This window comes from Lacihabitans sp. CS3-21 (assembly GCF_024343675.1).
Lineage (GTDB): Bacteria > Bacteroidota > Bacteroidia > Cytophagales > Spirosomataceae > Leadbetterella.
The window spans coordinates 77,493-97,820 of record NZ_RJUD01000113.1; the positions used below are offsets into that span (position 1 = coordinate 77,493).

Annotated in this window: 6 protein-coding genes; 3 read left to right on the forward strand and 3 right to left on the reverse strand. The window is 38.0% G+C overall.

The window, feature by feature from the left end:
• Positions 1–102: 102 nt before the first annotated feature.
• Entirely contained in the window at positions 103–1,155 is a 1,053-nt protein-coding gene (gene rhaT / locus EGI24_RS20260; protein ID WP_255050441.1) for an L-rhamnose/proton symporter RhaT, read from the reverse strand.
• Between the two features lie 178 nt (positions 1,156–1,333).
• Between rhaT and EGI24_RS20265 the strand changes: the two genes are divergently transcribed.
• Positions 1,334–15,886: an SdrD B-like domain-containing protein gene (locus EGI24_RS20265; protein ID WP_255050442.1), complete on the forward strand. Its 14,553-nt coding sequence runs from the start codon at positions 1,334–1,336 to the stop codon at positions 15,884–15,886.
• Between the two features lie 97 nt (positions 15,887–15,983).
• On the opposite strand, the gene EGI24_RS20270 is transcribed toward EGI24_RS20265, so the two are convergent.
• Together EGI24_RS20270 and EGI24_RS20275 are read right to left on the reverse strand one after the other, a co-directional pair.
• Positions 15,984–17,243, reverse strand: a complete 1,260-nt coding sequence (locus tag EGI24_RS20270) for a hypothetical protein (RefSeq protein WP_255050444.1) — start codon at positions 17,241–17,243, stop codon at positions 15,984–15,986.
• 114 nt (positions 17,244–17,357) lie between these two features.
• Complete coding sequence (locus EGI24_RS20275) at positions 17,358–18,353, reverse strand: LacI family DNA-binding transcriptional regulator (RefSeq protein WP_255050445.1); 996 nt, start codon at positions 18,351–18,353, stop codon at positions 17,358–17,360.
• 235 nt (positions 18,354–18,588) lie between these two features.
• Between EGI24_RS20275 and EGI24_RS20280 the strand changes: the two genes are divergently transcribed.
• On the forward strand, positions 18,589–19,350 hold the full coding sequence (locus EGI24_RS20280; protein WP_255050446.1) for an SDR family oxidoreductase: 762 nt from the start codon (positions 18,589–18,591) through the stop codon (positions 19,348–19,350).
• Between the two features lie 127 nt (positions 19,351–19,477).
• Complete coding sequence (gene kduI / locus EGI24_RS20285; RefSeq protein ID WP_255050447.1) at positions 19,478–20,308, forward strand: 5-dehydro-4-deoxy-D-glucuronate isomerase; 831 nt, start codon at positions 19,478–19,480, stop codon at positions 20,306–20,308.
• The last annotated feature ends 20 nt before the right edge of the window (positions 20,309–20,328 follow it).

Below are 20,328 nucleotides of genomic sequence, written 5' to 3' on the forward strand. Positions count from 1 at the left end.
TGGAAAACTAATATAAGTCAAGCCTAGAATAAAGCTAAGTTCAAAAAAATAGCTACTCTATTAAGAATAGCTATTTTCAATCTATCAAAAATGACACATTAATTACATAGAATTTCCAATACCTACCAAGAATATAGAAAGCATCATGATAACTATGCCAATGACAAACGTGCGGAATGCTTTTGCTGAAACGCCTTTCCATTCCTTGAGCCACAGTCCCCAAAGATTGGCTGTAAGAATGATAGTAGCCATATGAAGAATCCATGAACTAGCTCCGTTTCCAAGTTTGCTTTCGCCCATACCATAGAAGAAAAACTGCAAGAACCACATAGTACCTGCAATACCTGAAAACAGAACGTTGTTAGCTATTGGCGTAGTGGTATTGGTATAATCTCTAAAGGTTTTGTTCTTAAAATTGAGGTACATACACCACAAAAAGTTGGTGGTTAGGCCACCCCACATTACGATAATATAGGTGACGTTATTCTGAAAAAGAGGATTGTTTCCTGAAGCCACTGCAGCATCTGCCATAGGTTTGCCTGCTTCAATTCCAAAGTTAAAAAACGAACTTAAAATACCTGAAATAATAGCAATTATGAGACCTTTTACTAAACTGAATTCTTTTACACTAGCCACTTTTTGTTCTTGGGTAAGACTCTTTTCTTTCAAAAGCCCCGCTCTTCCTAAAACTACAATCCCAATTATACAAACCAAAACACCTGTTAATACCACTTGGCCTCCACTGCTATGTAGCATATCAGTAAAAGTAGTTTTGCCATCTGTAGGATTAAAGTCATAATAAATGGCTGGAACCAATGCACCAAAAGCAGAACAAAAGCCCAAAACTACTGAATTACCAAGTGACATGCCCAAATATCGAACACCTAAGCCGTAAGTCAAACCGCCAATACCCCACAACAATCCCATTAAAAAAGTAAAATTTTGAACCGAAGATTCCGTGCCAGAAATTATTTCTACAAAATTTGGAATGGTTAAATAAGCGGCAATTGGAGGAACAATCAGCCAAGAAAATAACCCACCCACTATCCAATAACTTTCCCAAGCCCAGCCCTTAACTTTTTTAAAGGGCATATAAAAACTGCCTGATGAAAAGCCTCCTATAGAGTGAAAAATGATTCCTAGTATTGATTCCATTGTATTTTAGGGTTGTTTTTTATTAATTTACAAATATATACGACTTTTTGAATTTCACTCTCCTTTACTCACCTTTTAGAAATTTATTGATTTCAAAGTTTTTTTCTCGACTTGAAAAGTTATTAGGTGGCATCATTTTTGATGTATTTCTCTGACAAGCACTATAAATAATAGGATTATGAAAAAGATTTATTTCATTCTTATTACGTGCTACCTAATAATTATAAGTTCGAGTGTTTTTTCACAAAACAAAGTAGGCAATTATGTTTGGGAAGATATAAATGCCAATGGTATTCAGGATGAACCCGTTTCATCAGGATTAAACAATGTCCGAGTGGAACTGTATGTTCCAAACTCGTCATTACCAGACCCTACCAACGATGTATTATCTACATTTGTGATTACTGCCAATGATTCTTTAGGAAATCCTGGCTTTTTTGAATTTTCAGGACTGCCTGATTCTGACTATTACTTGGTATTTCGAAACCCAGGTGGAGACTTTCTCGTTTCTCCAAAAAGTAATTCGTCCTCATCAAACTTAATAGATTCTGACGGAACCAATGGCTTAATTGGCTTGGAAAAAGTTGGTATTACTGGTATTTTTCAAGTAGTTAATTCTACCATAGAATATCATCTTGATCAAGGATTCCATCACCCATGTTATACCCCAATAAGTGCTATTGCAAATAGCAATTCCCCAGTATGTTTTAATAGCACACTAATCCTAAGTGGAAGCTCTACAGGAGGTACTACTTTTTCTTGGTCTGGTCCAAATGGGTTTACTTCAAACCTACAAAACCCCTCATTGTCCAATGTAAATTTAACGAATGGTGGAATTTACACCCTTACAGTCACGGATGGTACAGCTTGTAGTGCCACTGCCTCTACATCTGTTACAATATCACCCCAAGTTGAAACACCAATTTTTGGCATTGGGAGTAGCTCTGTAAGATGTCAACCAGGTGGGACTGTAACTTTTTCTGCCTCCGCATCAAATTCTACTGGGATTACTTATTCAATAGATATACCAAGCTTAAATGCTGGAAATTCTATAAATGCCTCTACAGGTGAAGTTACATTCATAGCCAGCTGGAGCGGAACGACAATAATTACAGCTACTGCAGCAGGCTGCAATGGCCCAACAAGTGCTACGCACACCGTTACAATTAATCCTGTTGTGGCATCACCTATATTTAGTTTGGGAACAAACTCAACCAGGTGTCAAGGAGCATCTACTTCAACGTTTGTGGCTACCGCTTCAAATTCTATAAGTATTGCCTACAGCTTAGACGCCATGAGTTTAACAGCAGGAAATAATATAAATTCCACCTCTGGAGCAGTTACTTTTACAGCCGCTTATACAGGGACAGCCATAATAACTGCAACAGCCCAAGGGTGTAATGGACCTACCAGTTCAACTCATACAATTACAATAACTCCAACGGTAGGGACTCCTATATTTGGTGCTGGAACAAGCTCTATTAGGTGTCAAGGAGTTGGAAATATAACTTATACCGCCACTGCATCAAACTCTACGAGTATTTCCTATGCATTAAATCCAGCGAGCTTAACCGCCGGGAATACTATTAATAGCCTCACGGGCGAGGTGAGCTATGCGGCAGGTTGGTCTGGCACTTCTATTATAACTGCTACTGCAACAGGGTGTAATGGACCAAAAACAGCAAATCATACGGTAACCATCACCCCTACTGTTGGTGCCCCCGTTTTCACCGCTGGAATAAGTTCCACAAGATGTCAGGGAGTTGCAACATTCACCTATTCTGCAACTTCCACAAATTCTACTGGATTAAGTTTTGCTTTAGATGCCACTAGTCTTAGTGCAGGAAATACCATAAATTCAAGTACCGGAGCCGTAACTTTTTTAGCTGGATACAGTGGAATTAGTGTAATTACAGCAACTTCAACGGGATGTAATGGACCTAGAACTGGAACCCATACTGTTACCATAACGCCAACTGTTGGCACACCTGTTTTTGCTTTAGGATCTACATCTAGTAGGTGTCAAGGAGCAGGAACTTTAACTTACAGTGCATCTGCAACAAATTCGACTGCAATTACTTACTCCATAAATTTATTGAGTTCTTTGGCAGGAAATACAATAAACGCAAGTACTGGAGCAGTAACTTATGTATCAACATGGGCTGGAACAACAACCATTACCGCTTCGGCGTCTGGTTGTAATGGTCCTGTGAGTGCAAGTCACACGGTAACTATTATTCCCTCAGTAACTACTCCTGTATTTGCTTTGGGAAGTTCTTCAGCACGCTGTCAAGGAGCTGGGAGTACGACTTACAGTGCGACTGCCTCAAATGCTACTGGTTTAACCTATACATTGGATGCCACAAGTACGTTGGCAGGAAATACCATCAATTCAACTACTGGGGAAGTTAGTTTCGCTCCTACTTGGAGTGGAACATCAACTATAACTGCAACAGCTGCGGGCTGTAATGGCCCCAAAAATGCAATGCATACAGTCACGACAACTGCGAGTGTTGGTACTCCTGTGTTCGCATTGGGAAGCACTTCGACCCGATGCCAAGCCAATAGTAGTATTATTTATTCAGCTACTGCCTCTAACAGTTCTGGTATAACTTATTCTTTGGATGCTGCAAGCTTATTAGCAGGAAATACTATAAATGCTTCAAATGGTAGAGTTAGTTATACCAATGGATGGATTGGTGATGCTATTATCACTGCCACTGCTACTGGTTGCAATAGCTCCGCTTCAGCCTCACATATAGCTTCAAGTACAGCATCAGTTGAAACGCCTATTTTTAATTTAGGTGTTAGTTCAGTCAGATGCCAAGGTGCAGAAACCATAATATATTTAGCTACCGCAACAAATTCTACAAGTATTGTTTACTCCCTGAACGCTGCAAGTTTATCAGGTGGAAATACAATTAACTCAGCTACTGGACAAGTAACTTTCACTGCAAGTTGGACTGGGACTTCAACCATAACTGCCACAGCAAATGGCTGTAATGGACCTAAAACTGCAATTCATACGGTAACCATTACACCTACGGTAGGCTCCCCAACATTTGCTTTGGGATTAAACTCTACCCGTTGTCAAAGTGCAGGAAGTACAGTTTATTCTGCAACAGCTACTAACAATACTGGAATCACTTATACATTAGACGCAAATAGTCTAACAGGGGGAAATACAATTAATTCTATTACGGGACAGGTAACATTTGCAAATACATGGTTTGGTGTATCACAAATTACTGCGACAGCCACTGGTTGCAATGGCCCAAAAAGTACAATACATACTGTTACTATTAAACAACCAGTTCAAGCCCCTGTTTTTTCATTAGGAAATAGTTCAGTTCGCTGCCAGAATGCCGGAGGTGTGAATTATTTGGCAACTGCATTGAACTCTACAGGCATTATTTATTCATTAGATGCCACCAGTTTAGGAGCAGGAAACACTATTAATTCTTCGACAGGAACAGTTACATTTACCAATACGTGGACGGGCAATTCAACCGTTACGGCAACCGCCAATGGGTGTTTTGGACCAATTTTAGCCGTACACAGTGTTACGACAACTCCAACTGTAGGTACCCCCGTTTTCGCATTAGGAAATACTTCTAACAGATGTATTGGTGCTGAAAGCATCCTTTATTCTGCTACTGCCTCTAATAATTCAGGTATCACTTATGCTCTGGACAATACAAGTTTGTCGGGTGGGAATACCATAAATTCTACCAATGGTGAGGTTACATTTGCCCCAACTTGGTTTGGAACTTCAACTATAACTGTTACGGCTACAGGGTGTAATGGGCCTAAATCAACCACGCATACAGTAATAACCGCACAAGCTGTGCAGACACCCATTTTTGCTCTTGGGCTAAACTCTGTACGTTGTCAAGGTGCTGGAACTACAAGTTACACAGCCACCGCGGCCAATTCTACTGGTAGAGTTTATAGTTTAGATGCCACCAGCCTAAGCGGTGGAAATAGTATTAACTCGAGCACTGGATCAGTAACATTTTCAGCATCTTGGAGTGGTATTTCCATTGTTACAGTAACGGCTTCAGGTTGTTATGGACCAAGCCAACAAACCCATACAATTACAACCACGCCATCAGTTAGCAGTCCTATTTTTGGAATGGGTTTAACATCTGTAAGATGCCAAGGGGCAGGTACAGTTCAATACTTAGCAACTTCAACAAATCAAACATCATTGACTTATAGTTTAGATGGTTTGAGTATTGCTGGTGGAAATTCAATTGACGCTAACACAGGCTTAGTTACCTATTCAGCAGGCTGGAGCGGTACAACAAAAATAACAGCTGTTGCTACTGGATGTAATGGACCTAAAAGCACCATACATACGGTAACTGTTACACCTACAGTTGGTTTACCAATATTTTCACTGGGTGCTACTTCGGTTAGATGCCAAGGAGCTATAACTACCTTATACGCAGCAACATCAACGAATTCAACCAGTATTAGCTATGCATTAGATGGAGCAAGTTTGACATTTGGTAACAATATCAATACTTCTACAGGTGCTATTACATTTCTTGCTGGATGGACTGGAACATCAACAATTACAGCCACAACAAATGGTTGCAATGGACCTCGTTCGAGTTCTCATTCAATGAGTACAACCTATATATCGGCGGCAAATGACAATGCCATTGGCACACAAGGTTCACCTGTAATTATTGAAGTTTTAAACAATGACCTAGGCGATACAGATCCAACAAAAATAAACATTATAAATCAGCCGAGTAATGGCTTTATTCAGATTGGAACAAACGGAGAAATAACCTATCTTCCAAACGGTAATTTCTATGGAAATGATCAATTTACCTACAGTGTATGCTCGAGTAGTTCATCTGGCTGCTGTTCAGAGGCTACTGTAAATGTCCAAATAGAAGAATCTTTAAATGACCCATGTTCAGAAGCCACCAAAAGTAAAACTTATTATCTTCCTTTCCCTGAAAGTACCAATTTCTTGCGTAAGGCTCTATGGAGTGCAGGTGGTGGAAGTTTTTTGACAGACTCGGTAAGAACTGTAATAAGTATAAAAATACCTTACCCTGGAAACATTATAACTTTTGACCATTGGGAAGATGGCTATGAAAGCGATATAACAATTCCAACTCAAAATTCTACAGAAGTTTGGGGTGATGGAATTTTGAACAATGGAAAGGCTCCAGGGTATCCAACAGATATTATTCCAGCTGGCGGTTATATATTAATTGATAATCATTTTAAGTATAACCCAAGAAATTCTACTGATTTTCACTTTGATGGAAGAGACAAAATTTTAAGTTCTAACGACATAGCAATTTCAAAGATTTCTGGGGACGCTGGTATGTCTACTGGAAGTAACAATTTTGATGTTCAGAATATTAAATCAAATGTTTTTGACTTAAACAGATTCGGAAAGTTTTTTGTCATCCCATTTGGTGAAGATAATACGCTTGGATCTACCGCGGCATTTAAATACACAGGAATTTTTGCTAGAGCTTCAGAAAACAACACAGTTATAAATTTGGACTATGATGCTGATGGCACAGTAGATGTTAGTTCTCCTACCTTAAATGAAGGGGAAGTTTGGTTTTATGACGGAACTTCATCAACACCAGGTACAGCTACAGATATAAATAATGCCAATGACATCAAATCTGGTGCAATCATAACATCAACCAATAACTTTGGCGTGGACGTGGTTTTCGGAAGTCTAGACAATTATGGTACAAGAAATATAGCCTTACTTCCTGGTAATTTTTATGGAGATGTCTATTATTCTCCCGCACATACCACCCTTAGTACTGCTCCAGTTTATGCATTTTTTACCAATAACTTAGCTACCTCAATTACTATTGATTGGTCTTCAGGTACTGGAGCTACAGGTTCATTTGCTTTAGCTGGAAAATCTTATGGATATCTTAACCTAAACCAGTCAGAGGCTTATAAGTTTGCAAGTAGAAATGGAGAAGCATTTACTGCAGTTGCTGTTTTCGATGCTGACGCTGATGGAAGGTCTTTTGACTGGTCATTTAATATGATACCAGAGTCGCGACTATCTACATTTGCAAGTGTAGCTTGGGCACCTGGAAGTAGCAATTTATCAGGTAACTATAACCCAGTTTGGGTAACAGCTCCAACAGCCACTACGCTCTATATAAAATACGACGGTAATTTGGCATCTCAAACAGCCACAATTAGTCCATGCGGAATGCCTTATGATATTGCGGTTCCCATAACGGCTCTGCAATCTTATAAAATCCTTGACCCAGACAACGACCAAACTGGACTTTCTGTTTTCACTTGTGATGGCACAAAAATAGCCGCAATTTGGGGACAAAACCCCAACGGTGCACCTGCGGGTTCTCCTGGAATGGACGTTGGATATGTAATGGAGCCACGTTGTTTGCAACAATTAATTATTGCTAATGACGACATTACTGATACAGAACCGAATACACCAGTGATAATAGCTGTTCAAACCAACGATTATGGGTTTTTATGTACTCCAAATCCAAATTCTATAAGTACGCTTGGATTGTTACAACCTAGCAATGGAACAGTAACCAAAAATGCTGACGGTACCTTAACCTATACACCAAACAATGGTTTCCAAGGAAACGATGAATTTGAATACAGACTTTGCTCGGTAGAATATCCAGGTATTTGTGATGTAGCATTGGTAAAAATAAGAATTTCGACCTGTATAGCTAATTCAAATGAAAATCTTTTCAGAGGAAAAGTTTTCGTTGAATCTTTACCAGATGATGGCACTTACAATGGAGAATCTCCTGCTGTAGGTATAAAAGTGGATTTATATATCGATATAAACTGCAACGGTGTAGTTGATATAGGTGAAGGCATTACCGAATCAACAGTTTCAGATATTTCTGGCAATTATACATTTAGTACCAAAGACGGAAATAATGCAAGAGATGACTTTGACCCGACACCCAGTTACTCTGGAAATGATGGCGGTCTTTTATGGAACAACAACTGGACAGAATCTAGTGACGATGGTGTCATAAATACTGGAGACATAAGAATTATGGCAGACGCATCAGGGTCAAGTAACGCAATCCGTTTGTCAGGTCCTGTGAATGGAATAAATAGAGCACTCACTTTTAACAATACATTGAGTGCTGTTTTGAAATTCAGCTATCGTAGACAAGGTCTAGACAGACAAGGCGAGGGTGTGAATGTACTCATAAATGGTACCACAGTTTTCACATTGAACGATGGATTGGCAGTGGGTACCGATGTCAATTATACCAATGTATATTTACCCATAACGGCCTATGATCCTAATGGAGTAAACACTTTGCAATTTATTACCAATGGCTCGACTTCAACTGACGACTATTTCTGGATTGACAATGTAGAATTAACGTTTTATAAAAACCCACCAGTATGTTACATCGCTAAGGTAAATACCAGCAATACCAATGGGGCATATATACCCGCTGCTTTAAATACCCAAACAGCAAGTTTTGTGGTATTGGGCGTATGTGATAAAGACAATTTCCTCGGTGTTTTACCAAAACTTATTGTTAGTGACGACAATGCATTTACTTCTGTAGATGAAAATGTTGTGATAAATGTTCTACAAAATGACGTAATAGGCAAACCTGACACTAGCAAAGTATCATTTACTGGTGTTACTATATTGCCCTCAAATGGTACGGTAAGTTTAAACTCCAATGGTAGTATAAATTATACGCCTAATCAAGGCTTTACAGGTGCAGATCAGTTTGAATACCGTGTTTGTAGCTCGGAAGACCCACAAATTTGTGATGTAGCTCTGGTTAATGTTACAGTATCTTGTGCTTCGTCCCCATTGATCAACGAGATAAGCGGATCCGTTTATGTCGATAATAACAACAATGGTGTTTTTAGTCTTGGAGAAATTGGTCTTGAAAACTCATCGGTAAATCTTATTTCTGATTTAAATAATAACGGAATCATAGATTTGGGCGAACCAATTATTGACTCCAAAATGACAAACAATAGCGGTTATTATAGTTTTATAATTAACCCAGTTACCAATAGTTTAAATTATCTCGACCAGTTTAATGCCAGTATTACTGCTAATCAAAGTAATGGAACAACCAACTGGACAACCAGCTGGATAAAAATTGGAGATGTTGGAACTTTTGGTCAGAACAACATTCAAATTCTAAGTGGAAATGGCCTTAGGATTCAGTCTGATGCAAATGTAGTAAGTGGTGCATTTAGAAGCTTAAATATCGCTGGGGCTGTCTCTGCAAGTTTATCATTAGATTATAATGAGCAAAACCTCGACCTTCAAGTAAACGATTATGTTGATTTACAGATTGCTAGCTCTTCTAGCCCTTCTAGCTGGACGCTTTTGAAAAGATTTACTGGTGCGGACGGAAATCAAAGTGGTTCTATGACATTTGATATTGGTAGCTATATTTCTCCAACTACAACCATAAGATTTGTAAGTTCGGGAAGTTCTTTGATGATACCTGGAGATTTGGTGTATTTTGACAACATTAGAGTTAATTATTCTCAGCCTGTTGCAAGTCGCTATATTGTTCAGCTTGCTCAACCAATTCCAACGGGTTATACATTGACTAACCCAAGTCCTTCTCCAACCGGATATTATACTGCCTCTTTTACAGGAGCAGGTCAAGGAACATGTGGAAACAATTTTGGATTGGCTGTGTCAGATTTGGAGGTTCTAAAAACAGTAGATATTGCAAATCCTTTTGTGGGAGATACTGTAATATTTAATGTAAAAGCTACCAACTTTGGTCCAACAGATGCTACCAACGTAGTTGTTACAGATATTCTACCCACTGGTTATAATCTAGTTAGCGTTAATTCAACCAAAGGAACATGGGTTGGAGCGAGTTGGAATATTGGAAATATGACCAATGGCGATTCTGAGGATTTATTCATTACTGCCAAAGTTATAGCTCCAGGAGGATATTTAAATACTGCCTCGATATCTGGAGACCAACCAGAGCAGAATTTATCCAATAACCAAAGTAGTGCTGCCCCTGTCCCTGTTCCAATAATTGATTTATCACTCACAAATCAGATAAGCAACCATAGTCCTAATGTGGGTGATGTTGTAACTTTTACGGTTGATTTATCAAATGGCAATCTAAGCCCAGCTACAAATGTTGTAATAAAAACTATTGTTCCAAATGGTTTTAACAATATCATTAATATCAGCAATGGTGGAACATTGTCAGGAAATACAATCACCTGGAATCTAGCCAATGTACCAAACAACAGTAACCTAACGCTAAGCTACCAAACTAATGTAGCTCCATCTTTAGTTGGAACAAATTATACGACAGTGGCTCAAGTTACAGCTGCAACAGAGCAAGATGTAGATAGCACACCAAATAATGGCATTTCAACTGAAGACGACCAATCTAGTACCACCGCTATCCCTTTGATGGCAGATTTGAGATTGACCAACCAAATCAGTAATGTATTACCCACTATTGGTGATGCGGTTACTTTCACAGTGACATTAAACAACGATGGCCCTAACTCAGCTACAGATATAGCCATTAAAAATGTTGTTGCTAATGGATTTGGAACAATTACAAATATCAGCAATGGTGGAGTTCTTGTAGGAAATACCATCACGTGGAACTTAGCTAATCTACCCAATGGTACAAATCAAACATTTACCTACCAAGCTACTGTTTTATCGCCTGGCTCGGGGATAACTTATGCCAACACGGCTCAAGTTTCTGCATCGGATCAGTTTGACCCAGACAGTAGTCCGAACAATAACATAAGTACAGAAGATGACCAAGCCACTGTAACTGCTACACTTCAAGGAGCTGATTTAAGTTTAACCAAACAAATTAGTGACACTACTCCGAATGTAGGAGACATAGTGACTTTTACAATTACCTTACATAATGCGGGACCTGACCAAGCTACGAATGTTGGCATTGAAGATATAATTCCAAATGGCTATGGAAATGTTACAAATATCAATAATTCAGGTATTCTGGTTGGAAATACTATACGCTGGACTGGAATAACCATTGCCAATGGGGCAAATGTGGTTATCACGTATCAAGCAACCGTGAATCCAGCAATTTCTGGAACCAACTATAAAAATGTTGCCCAAATTGTTGCTTCTGATCAATTTGACCCAAACAGCACACCGAACAACGATATACCAACTGAAAACGACCAGGCTGAAGTTACTTCAATTCCAAGAGTTGCCAATTTGAGTTTACTCAAAACAGTCAATAATCCAACGCCTCAGGTTGGAGAAATAGTAACTTTTACAATAGATTTAAATAATACTGGGCCTGATGCAGCGAATAATATTGTAATACGGGATACCATTCAGAATGGATATTCAAATATTACCAATATAAGCAATTCTGGCATTTTAGTTGGTAATATTCTCACTTGGAATATACCTTCATTGGCAAATGGTGATAATTTAACCTTGCGTTATGAGGTTACTGTTCAGTCACCTTTTCCAGGTACATATTTTACAAATATTGCCCAAATAATTGCTTCAGAGGAATTTGACCCAAATAGTATTCCTGACAATGACAATACATTAGAAGACGACCAGTCTCAAGTTACTACCATTCCAAAAGTTTCAAACTTGAGTATTACCAAACAAATAAGCAATTTATATCCTCAAAATGGAGAAATAGTTACTTTCACAGTGACTATAAATAATGCTGGACCAAATGACGGAACAAATATTTCTGTGAAAGACATAGTTCCAAATGGGTATAGTAACATTTCAAACATTTCGGGAGCAGGGATATTGACAGGAAGCGAAATAAATTGGAACATAGACACTTTGGAAAATGGAGCCGATACGGTTTTCACCTACCAAGTACTTGTTGAGCAATCAGGAATTGGCATTAGCCATAAAAATATTGTTGAAATAATTGGAGCAGATCAATTTGACCCAAATAGTATTCCGAATAACCACATTAATTCGGAAGATGACCAAGCTGAAATCACCGCTGTTCCTCAACAAGCTGATTTGAGTTTAATTAAACAAGTTGATAATCTCAATCCAAATCCAGGTGATGTAGTTACTTTTAGCATTACCTTGAGCAATGCTGGACCCAATTTGGCGACAAATATTTTAGTACAAGATTTAATTCCAAATGGGTATTCCAATATTAACAACATTAGCCATTCAGGGACATTTGTTGGAAGCAATTTGGAATGGACAATATTGAATTTAGCCAACGGCTCATCAGTAGTTTTATCCTATCAAGCAACCGTAGAATCACCATCTTCTGGAGTTAATTTTACTAACGTTGCTCAGGTAAAAGCTGTGGATCAATTTGACCCAAATAGTACTCCTGGAAACAATAATGTCACTGAGAATGATCAGTCAGAAGTAACGATTATACCAAATGTAGCCAACCTAAGCTTAGTAAAAACTATCGATAATACTACTCCAAATGTGGAAGATATGGTGACCTTTACGCTTACTTTACACAATGATGGGCCCAATACGGCAACCAACGTAAGCATTGAAGATATTGTTCCAAATGGGTACAGCGGGATTACAGCTATAAGCAATTCTGGAGTTTTGGTGGGTTCAATCATCAACTGGAATAATCTTTCTGTGGCAAATGGCTCTGATTTAATTTTGACTTATCAGGCTTCTGTTAACGCACCCATACTTGGTAGGAGCTTTACAAACATTGCTCAGGTAACTAATTCTGACCAATATGATCCAAATAGTACTCCAAGTAATGATAATTCAAGTGAAGATGACCAAAGCCAGGTTACTGCTGTGCCACGAATAGCCAATTTGAGTTTGACCAAAACAATCAATAATTCCACTCCTTATGTGGGTGATACTGTAACCTTTACCATTACAGTTAATAACGCTGGACCAGATGTGGCTTCGAATATTACCATAGAAGATATTATTCCAAACGGATATGCTAATATTATGAATATCAGCAATGCTGGAATTTTGTTGAACGATACATTAACTTGGAATATGGGAACTATCGCTTCTGGAGGTTCTCAAATATTAACTTATCATGCTACTGTGGTTGCTCCTATTTTTGGCATAAATTACAGAAACGTAGCTCAGGTAAAATATGTGGATGAATACGATCCAAATAGTACGCCAGACAATGACAATCCGGCAGAAGATGACCAAGATGAGGTGTCAGCAATTGTTGATAGTACTGAACCTAATGTAAGTGCAGGCAACGATTTCACCATTACTTGTTTGTTAAATACCTCGGGACAACAAATTGGAGAGCCTACTGAACCTAACCATAGTTACACTTGGAGTCCTTCAGCGGGTTTGAGTTCGGGCAACATCTCGAATCCAATCGCAAATCCAACTGCTACAACGGTTTATGTATTAACCAAAACAAACCTGGCCAATGGCTTTATAGCAGTAGATTCTGTAACTGTTACCGTTGAAACCACGGTCCCAATCGTATCAGCTGGACTTGATTTTACGAAAACTTGTGTTACAAATCCAACCGGTGCACTAATTGGAGAAGTCAATGATATTTCCAGTTCATATTTATGGAGTCCAACAAATGGCTTAACTGAGTCAACTATTTCAAATCCTTTGGCAAATCCGAGCGTCAGCACTACATATATTGTTACAAAAACTCATTTAAACAGTGGTTGTACGGCAATAGATAGTGTGACTGTAACCGTTGATACTGTTCCTCCAACACCTGCAATCTCTGGGACAGACACCTTAACTTGTGCTTTGACAACTGTTACCAGAACTGCATCGGGTGGTGTTTCTTACGCTTGGTCTAACGGACTTGGAAACAATGCAATTGCAAATATTTCAGCTCCTGGAACTTATACAGTAACTATAACTGCTCTAAATGGTTGTACCGCAACTGCCACAACGGTTGTCAATCAAGACGGTTCATTACCAATTATTTCGATTTCTGGAATTGACACCCTTACTTGTGCAGAAACTTCGGTATCATTAACGGCCTCAGGAGGAGTATCATATGTTTGGTCAAATGGCTTAGGAACTAATCCATCGGCAAATATTACAAACCCAGGAATCTATTCAGTTTCAGTTACAGGCTCAAACGGATGCGTTTCTAACCAATCTTTCGAAATTATTCAAAATACTACACTCCCTTTGGTATCCATTGCTGGCATTGACACCATAAGTGTTTTGAAAAGCAATGTTTTAAGAATAGCCAGTGGTGGTAATTCTTATCTGTGGTCAAATGGCTTGGGAACTAATGATTCTGTAAGTATTTCTATGCCAGGCATATACACTGTAATAGCCACCGGAATAAATGGCTGTACTGCTACGGATACTACTGAAGTAATAGAAGTACGATTCGGCTCAATTTCAGGAAAAATATTTGATGATAAAGACTTTAATAATATCCAATCGAGCGGTGATTTGAACTTAGCTAATATTAAAATCTATCTTGTTGATAATTCTAATGTAAAAATTGATTCAACAATTTCTAACGTTTCAGGAGAATATGCCTTTGATAGTTTAGTGAGCGGTGATTACAAAATACAATTTGTTAAACCTAATGGAATGCATGCAAGTTTAAAAGATATTGGCACAGATGATAGCAAGGATTCTGATGCTGACCATATCACTGGATTAACAGATAATATTTTCATAAACAGCTCATTGCCAATCAATAACCCGCAGAGAACTTTCGTTAATAATGATGCAGGATTTGTGAATTATGACTCGGAAATTAATCTCACAAAAAGTGGAGATTTGGTCGGAAATGGTTTTGTAGGCGATATCATTACTTATAGTTTTACAGTGAGAAATAATGGAAATACTACGCTAAGAAATGTGTTTATAATCGACTCTTTAATTTCTGTTAACCCTATTGCCGTGTCGCCCGACTCACTAATCCCTGGACAAACCGGCGTTGCGATAGGTCAATATTTCCTAACTGCAAATGACGTTGCCAGTGGAAAGGTGATGAATTCGGCCATGGTTTATGGTACAGACCCACTTGAGAGTGTAGTTACAGATATTTCTGACAACGTGAATCCTTTCCAACCAGGCCCAAGCGATTCTACCGAGGTAACTTTGCCAAAAGTTGACATTTTATTGTATGTAGAAGCGGCCAGCGAATGCATAAGACAAATTAACGATACGATTATGTATCGAATAATAATTAGAAGAACAGATACATTAAATGTGACGGATATTGTTTCAGTAAAAGATAGTCTTGGTGCACATTTAGCATTTTTGTCAGCATCCGCTACCTCTGGAACGTACAATCCTGCCAGCCATATTTGGTCAAATGTTGACTTGTCAAATAACGACAATGATACGCTCACCATTATGGCGAGAGTTATGACCAATATGGGTGGACAAATGCCACTTACTGCTTGGATTTATTCATCAAACTATAACGACATGGATTCCACTCCAGGAAACAAGAATGTTGCTGAAGATGATTATGGTCAATCATTAGTGGTGGTTCCCATCTCAATTTGTTCAACCAAAAACGAGCATGTTACCCTAACTGCACCGCTTGGGTATTCATCTTATCAATGGCAACTAAATGGCTCAGATTTAATTGGTGGAACTGGGCCAACTTACGCAGCAAATTTACCTGGAAACTATACGGTAATATTAAATGGCGTTCCTTGTTTAGCTGGCAATTGTTGCCCCATAGTTGTACAAGATACCTGTGAATGTAAAACTGAAATTTGCATTCCTTTAAAAATCACGAAAACAAAGTAAACTATAACCCAATAAACGCAGACGTCCCTATTATAGGGGCGTTTTTTTTTGTTTAATATTCTAAAGAACACTAATAATAAGTATATTAGAAATATATCTATTTGATTTTCAAATACTCTTTGAAATATAATGTAGGATAAATAAAAAATAGAATAAGCCCCGAATGAAGATAAATGGAGAGCGTATTTACCAGCAATTCGATTTTACCTGAAAGTTCGATTTTAGGAACCAAATAGATAGAAACAACCGGCAATAAAACTATCAAAATACCCAATAAAACTTTGTGAAAAACATTACTTTTGATACTCAACAAAATTCCAATGGCTGAAAAAACGGGTAACAAAACCTGAGAAATCATTAGGCCAAGCTTAAGGTCCTTCTCGGTAGTCGGAATATTTACAATATTTTTAAAGTAACATACCACAGCATAAGAAACCAAAATACAAGCCACCACACTTACCAATATTTTTTTTGAAAATCCTAAATTAATGGCTTTTTTAGAAACACTAAAAGGCACCAAAACCGTTATTAACAAGGCCAAAAAATCTAAAAACGGCACAAAAAAGAAGAAAAACAACCAATTAGACTGTCCTACTTTTTGATAAAAATATAAAGTAATGTACTTTCTAAAATAAATGCTGGTTATACTCAAAAAACCAAAAAAGCCCAAAGCGTTTAAAACCAAACCAATTTTATTGCTAAAAAGTGGAACGGAATTATTGCCCACCATGGCAATCAGAAGCGAGCCAACCATCCAATAGATTAAAGTCTTAAATAAAAATACAACCAAAATCAAAAATCCCTTTTTTATGGGTAACTCCACATAAAATCTCCACGATTTGTATGCAAAAAACTGGTGATTTATTTCGTAAAAAAGTATAACGATTGCTGCCCAAAAACTCGTTTTTATAAAAGCCAAACCAAAGTCTAAAAATATCCCATTTCCAATATTTTGTTCCAAAAGTCCTTTACCAAAAAAGACTCTCATAAAAGATAAATTTCCTGTAAAACCATTGGCTATTTCAAGGTTTATCAAAGGCAATATCCCCATCAAGATGGGTAGAAAAATGAGCTTGGGGGATTTTTTAAAAACTATAAAAAGAAAAAATGGAATAAAATACAAAACCGTAGAGACCAACAAATTGTCGTAATCGAGTCGAAGTATTGGCGAATTTATAAAAAAAGGTATCGAAGTAAAAATGATAGTCAAAAATGCTAAAAAAGCAGTTTTTATCCTGTCTTCTAATGTGTTTCTAAAAATAAACCAAAAAACCAACCAATCAAAAACATTAAAAGCGGTGTAAAAAGAAGCACTTTGCAAACTTGGCCATAATGCGACATCCTGGGATTTTAACAAATAATCAAAAAGGATATTTTTCAAAAAAACACCCAAAATCAAAGCAAAAAAAGTCTTTAGGCTTAAAAATTTATTTCCTAAACTCATATAATAATTATAAAAAAAGCAAATATACTAGCTAATTTTCAAATACGTTTCAAGTACAATTTTTTCAAAATCTTTGACCTTTCGCTTGCTTTCGAGTTGATCTAATAGAATTTTGGCGGCTCTTGTGCCCATTTCATACGCAGGTTGCACCACAGTAGAAAGTTTCGGAGAAAACAAATGCGATACATTGAGATTGGTAAATCCAAAAAACTCAGTTTCGGCGGAAAGCTCGTTTTTACGGTTTTGATAGGCCTCATAACAATGCAATGCAAGTCGGTCACTACAGGTAAAAAACGCATCGGGATTTTGATAATTCATAATTTCGTTAACCGCAGCTTTGGCCTCCTCAGGATCAAAACCGCAATGTTTAATTAATTGATTATCAACCTCAATACCATGCTTTTCCAATGCTTTTTTGTAACCCTCCAATCGCTCCTTAGTAATTGACAATGTCAAAGGGCTTGTGATATGGGCAATCCGCTTTTTACCTTGCTTTATTAAATATTCAGTGGCTGCAAAAGCTCCCAAAAAATTATCTGCCACCACTTTGTGGAACCCCTCTGAATCTGGTACTCTATCAAAAAACACTACGGCAAAATTACTTTCACTATACTCCAAAATATGCTCAATATCCATTGTTTTGCCGGAAAGCGAAATCAAAATCCCATCCACTCTTCTTTCAAATAAATGTCTAAGATTTTCCTTTTCTCGCTCTAAGGACTCATGACTTTGGCAAATTACCACATGATAACCTCGGCTGTAAGCTTCGTCTTCGATTCCATTGATGGCCTGTGAGAAAAAATTATTGGCAATTTCTGGCACAATTACACCTATGGCTCTGCTCTTGTTGTCTTTTAAACTTAGTGCTATCGGATTGGGCCTGTAATTGACCTTTTTGGCATATTCTGCTACCAATATCTTGGTTTTTTCATTAATTTCGTAACTATCCCTCAATGCTCTCGACACAGTTGAAGTGGAGAGATTTAAAGCTTTTGCTATGTCTTTGAGGGTTACTACTTCCAATTTTAGAATAATTTGAATCGAAAATTACCAAAAAAACATGCACTTTCAAAATATAAGCAACAAGTTCGAATGCCCTCAAAAATTCTTATTTGATCAAATAAAACAAATTGTTCCATGCGTCTTAGCGACTTTGCGGTATTATAAAAATCCTGAAAACGATTGCATAAATTAATGGAAACCAATGTTTGTATTCGAAGATAATCCTTGGTAATCTTACAAAATATTTAGAAAAAAGATGATTAAAATAAGTTTAGAGGGCAAAACTGCATTGGTAACGGGCTGCAACAAAGGAATTGGCAAAGCCATGGCCGAAGGATTGGCCGAAGCTGGGGCTGACATTATTGGAGTTTCGGCCACCATGCCTTCTGAAGGAAGCGAAATTCAGATATTTGTAGAATCTTTGGGTAGGAAATTTTATCCTTTTCAAGCAGATTTTTCAGATAGAAAATCAATCTATTCATTTCTTGAAAAAGCCAAATCAGCCCACACAAAAATCGATATTTTGGTGAACAATGCTGGCACTATTATGCGTAATCCTGCCGCCGAACATTCTGATGAATATTGGGATAGAGTAATGGCCATAAACCTTGATGCTCAATTTATTATTACGAGAGAAATAGGCAAAAAAATGATAGTAAACGGCTCTGGAAAAATTATTTTCACGGCTTCTTTACTTACTTTTCAAGGTGGCATAAACGTGCCTGGATATGCTGCCAGCAAAGGAGCAATCGGCAGTTTAGTAAAGGCTTTTGCCAATGAGTGGGCATCGAAAGGCATAAACGTAAATGGTATAGCCCCTGGATATATTGCAACCGATAACACAGAAGCACTAAGAGCTGACCCCGAACGAAGTGCATCTATTCTTGGGCGAATTCCGTCAGGAAGATGGGGCGAACCTGAAGATTTTAAAGGCCCAACTGTTTTCTTAGCCTCCGAAATGTCTAACTACGTGCAAGGCACTATTTTGACAGTCGATGGCGGTTGGATGGGAAGATGATTCTAATTTGTTAATGGAACAATTATTTAATTTCAAGAAATTGCTTGTTTCACAAATTAACATATCAAATATCATCAAATTGCCCAATTAGCCAATTAACACATTAATAATTAACTCATTAAAAAAAATGAATTCAAGATACGAAAGTAACCCAAGAGAAGTAGAAAGAATGAATACGGCTGAACTGAGAGAAAACTTCTTGGTAGAGTCTTTATTCGCAGATGACGAGATAAAACTCACTTACACGCATTATGACAGATTGGTTTTGGGCGGTATAAAACCCGTTTCTGAAAAACTAGCCTTAGGAACTTATGATGACTTGAAAAGTGAGTTTTTCTTGGAAAGAAGAGAAATAGGAATTATAAATGTAGCTGGCGATGGACAAGTTGAAGCAGACGGCGAGGTGTTTTCGGTCGAAAAACTAAGTTGTCTTTATCTTAGGAAAGGAACAAAACAAGTAACTTTTTCATCCAAAGATGCCGCTAATCCAGCCTGTTTCTTTATCCTTTCAGCACCTGCACACCAAACCTATGCCAATAAACTTTTCACCAAAGAAGACGCATCACCTGTAACCTTAGGAGCACCTGAAACTTCAAATCACCGTACCATATACAAATATATTCACAACGACGGCATCATGAGTTGTCAATTGGTGATGGGTCTTACTGTCCTCAAAACAGGCAGCATCTGGAATACCATGCCACCTCATGTACACAACCGCCGTAGCGAGGTTTATTGCTATTTTGATGTACCTGAAAACCAAGGCGTAATGCACTTTATGGGCAAGCCAGACCAAACCCGCCACATGTGGGTGCAAAATCATCAAGCCATCATTTCGCCTCCTTGGAGTATACATGCAGGTGGTGGATCGGCCAATTATTCGTTTATCTGGGGCATGGCGGGAGAAAACAAGGACTTTACCGATATGGATTTCGTGAACTTGAACGAACTGAGATAATTACAACAAAACCTAACAAC

Coding starts and splice junctions, on each gene's coding strand:
- rhaT (WP_255050441.1), bottom strand. CDS start 1,155: ATGGAATCAATACTAGGAATCATTTTTCACTCTATAGGAGGCTTTTCA.
- kduI (WP_255050447.1), top strand. CDS start 19,478: ATGAATTCAAGATACGAAAGTAACCCAAGAGAAGTAGAAAGAATGAAT.
- EGI24_RS20280 (WP_255050446.1), top strand. CDS start 18,589: ATGATTAAAATAAGTTTAGAGGGCAAAACTGCATTGGTAACGGGCTGC.
- EGI24_RS20265 (WP_255050442.1), top strand. CDS start 1,334: ATGAAAAAGATTTATTTCATTCTTATTACGTGCTACCTAATAATTATA.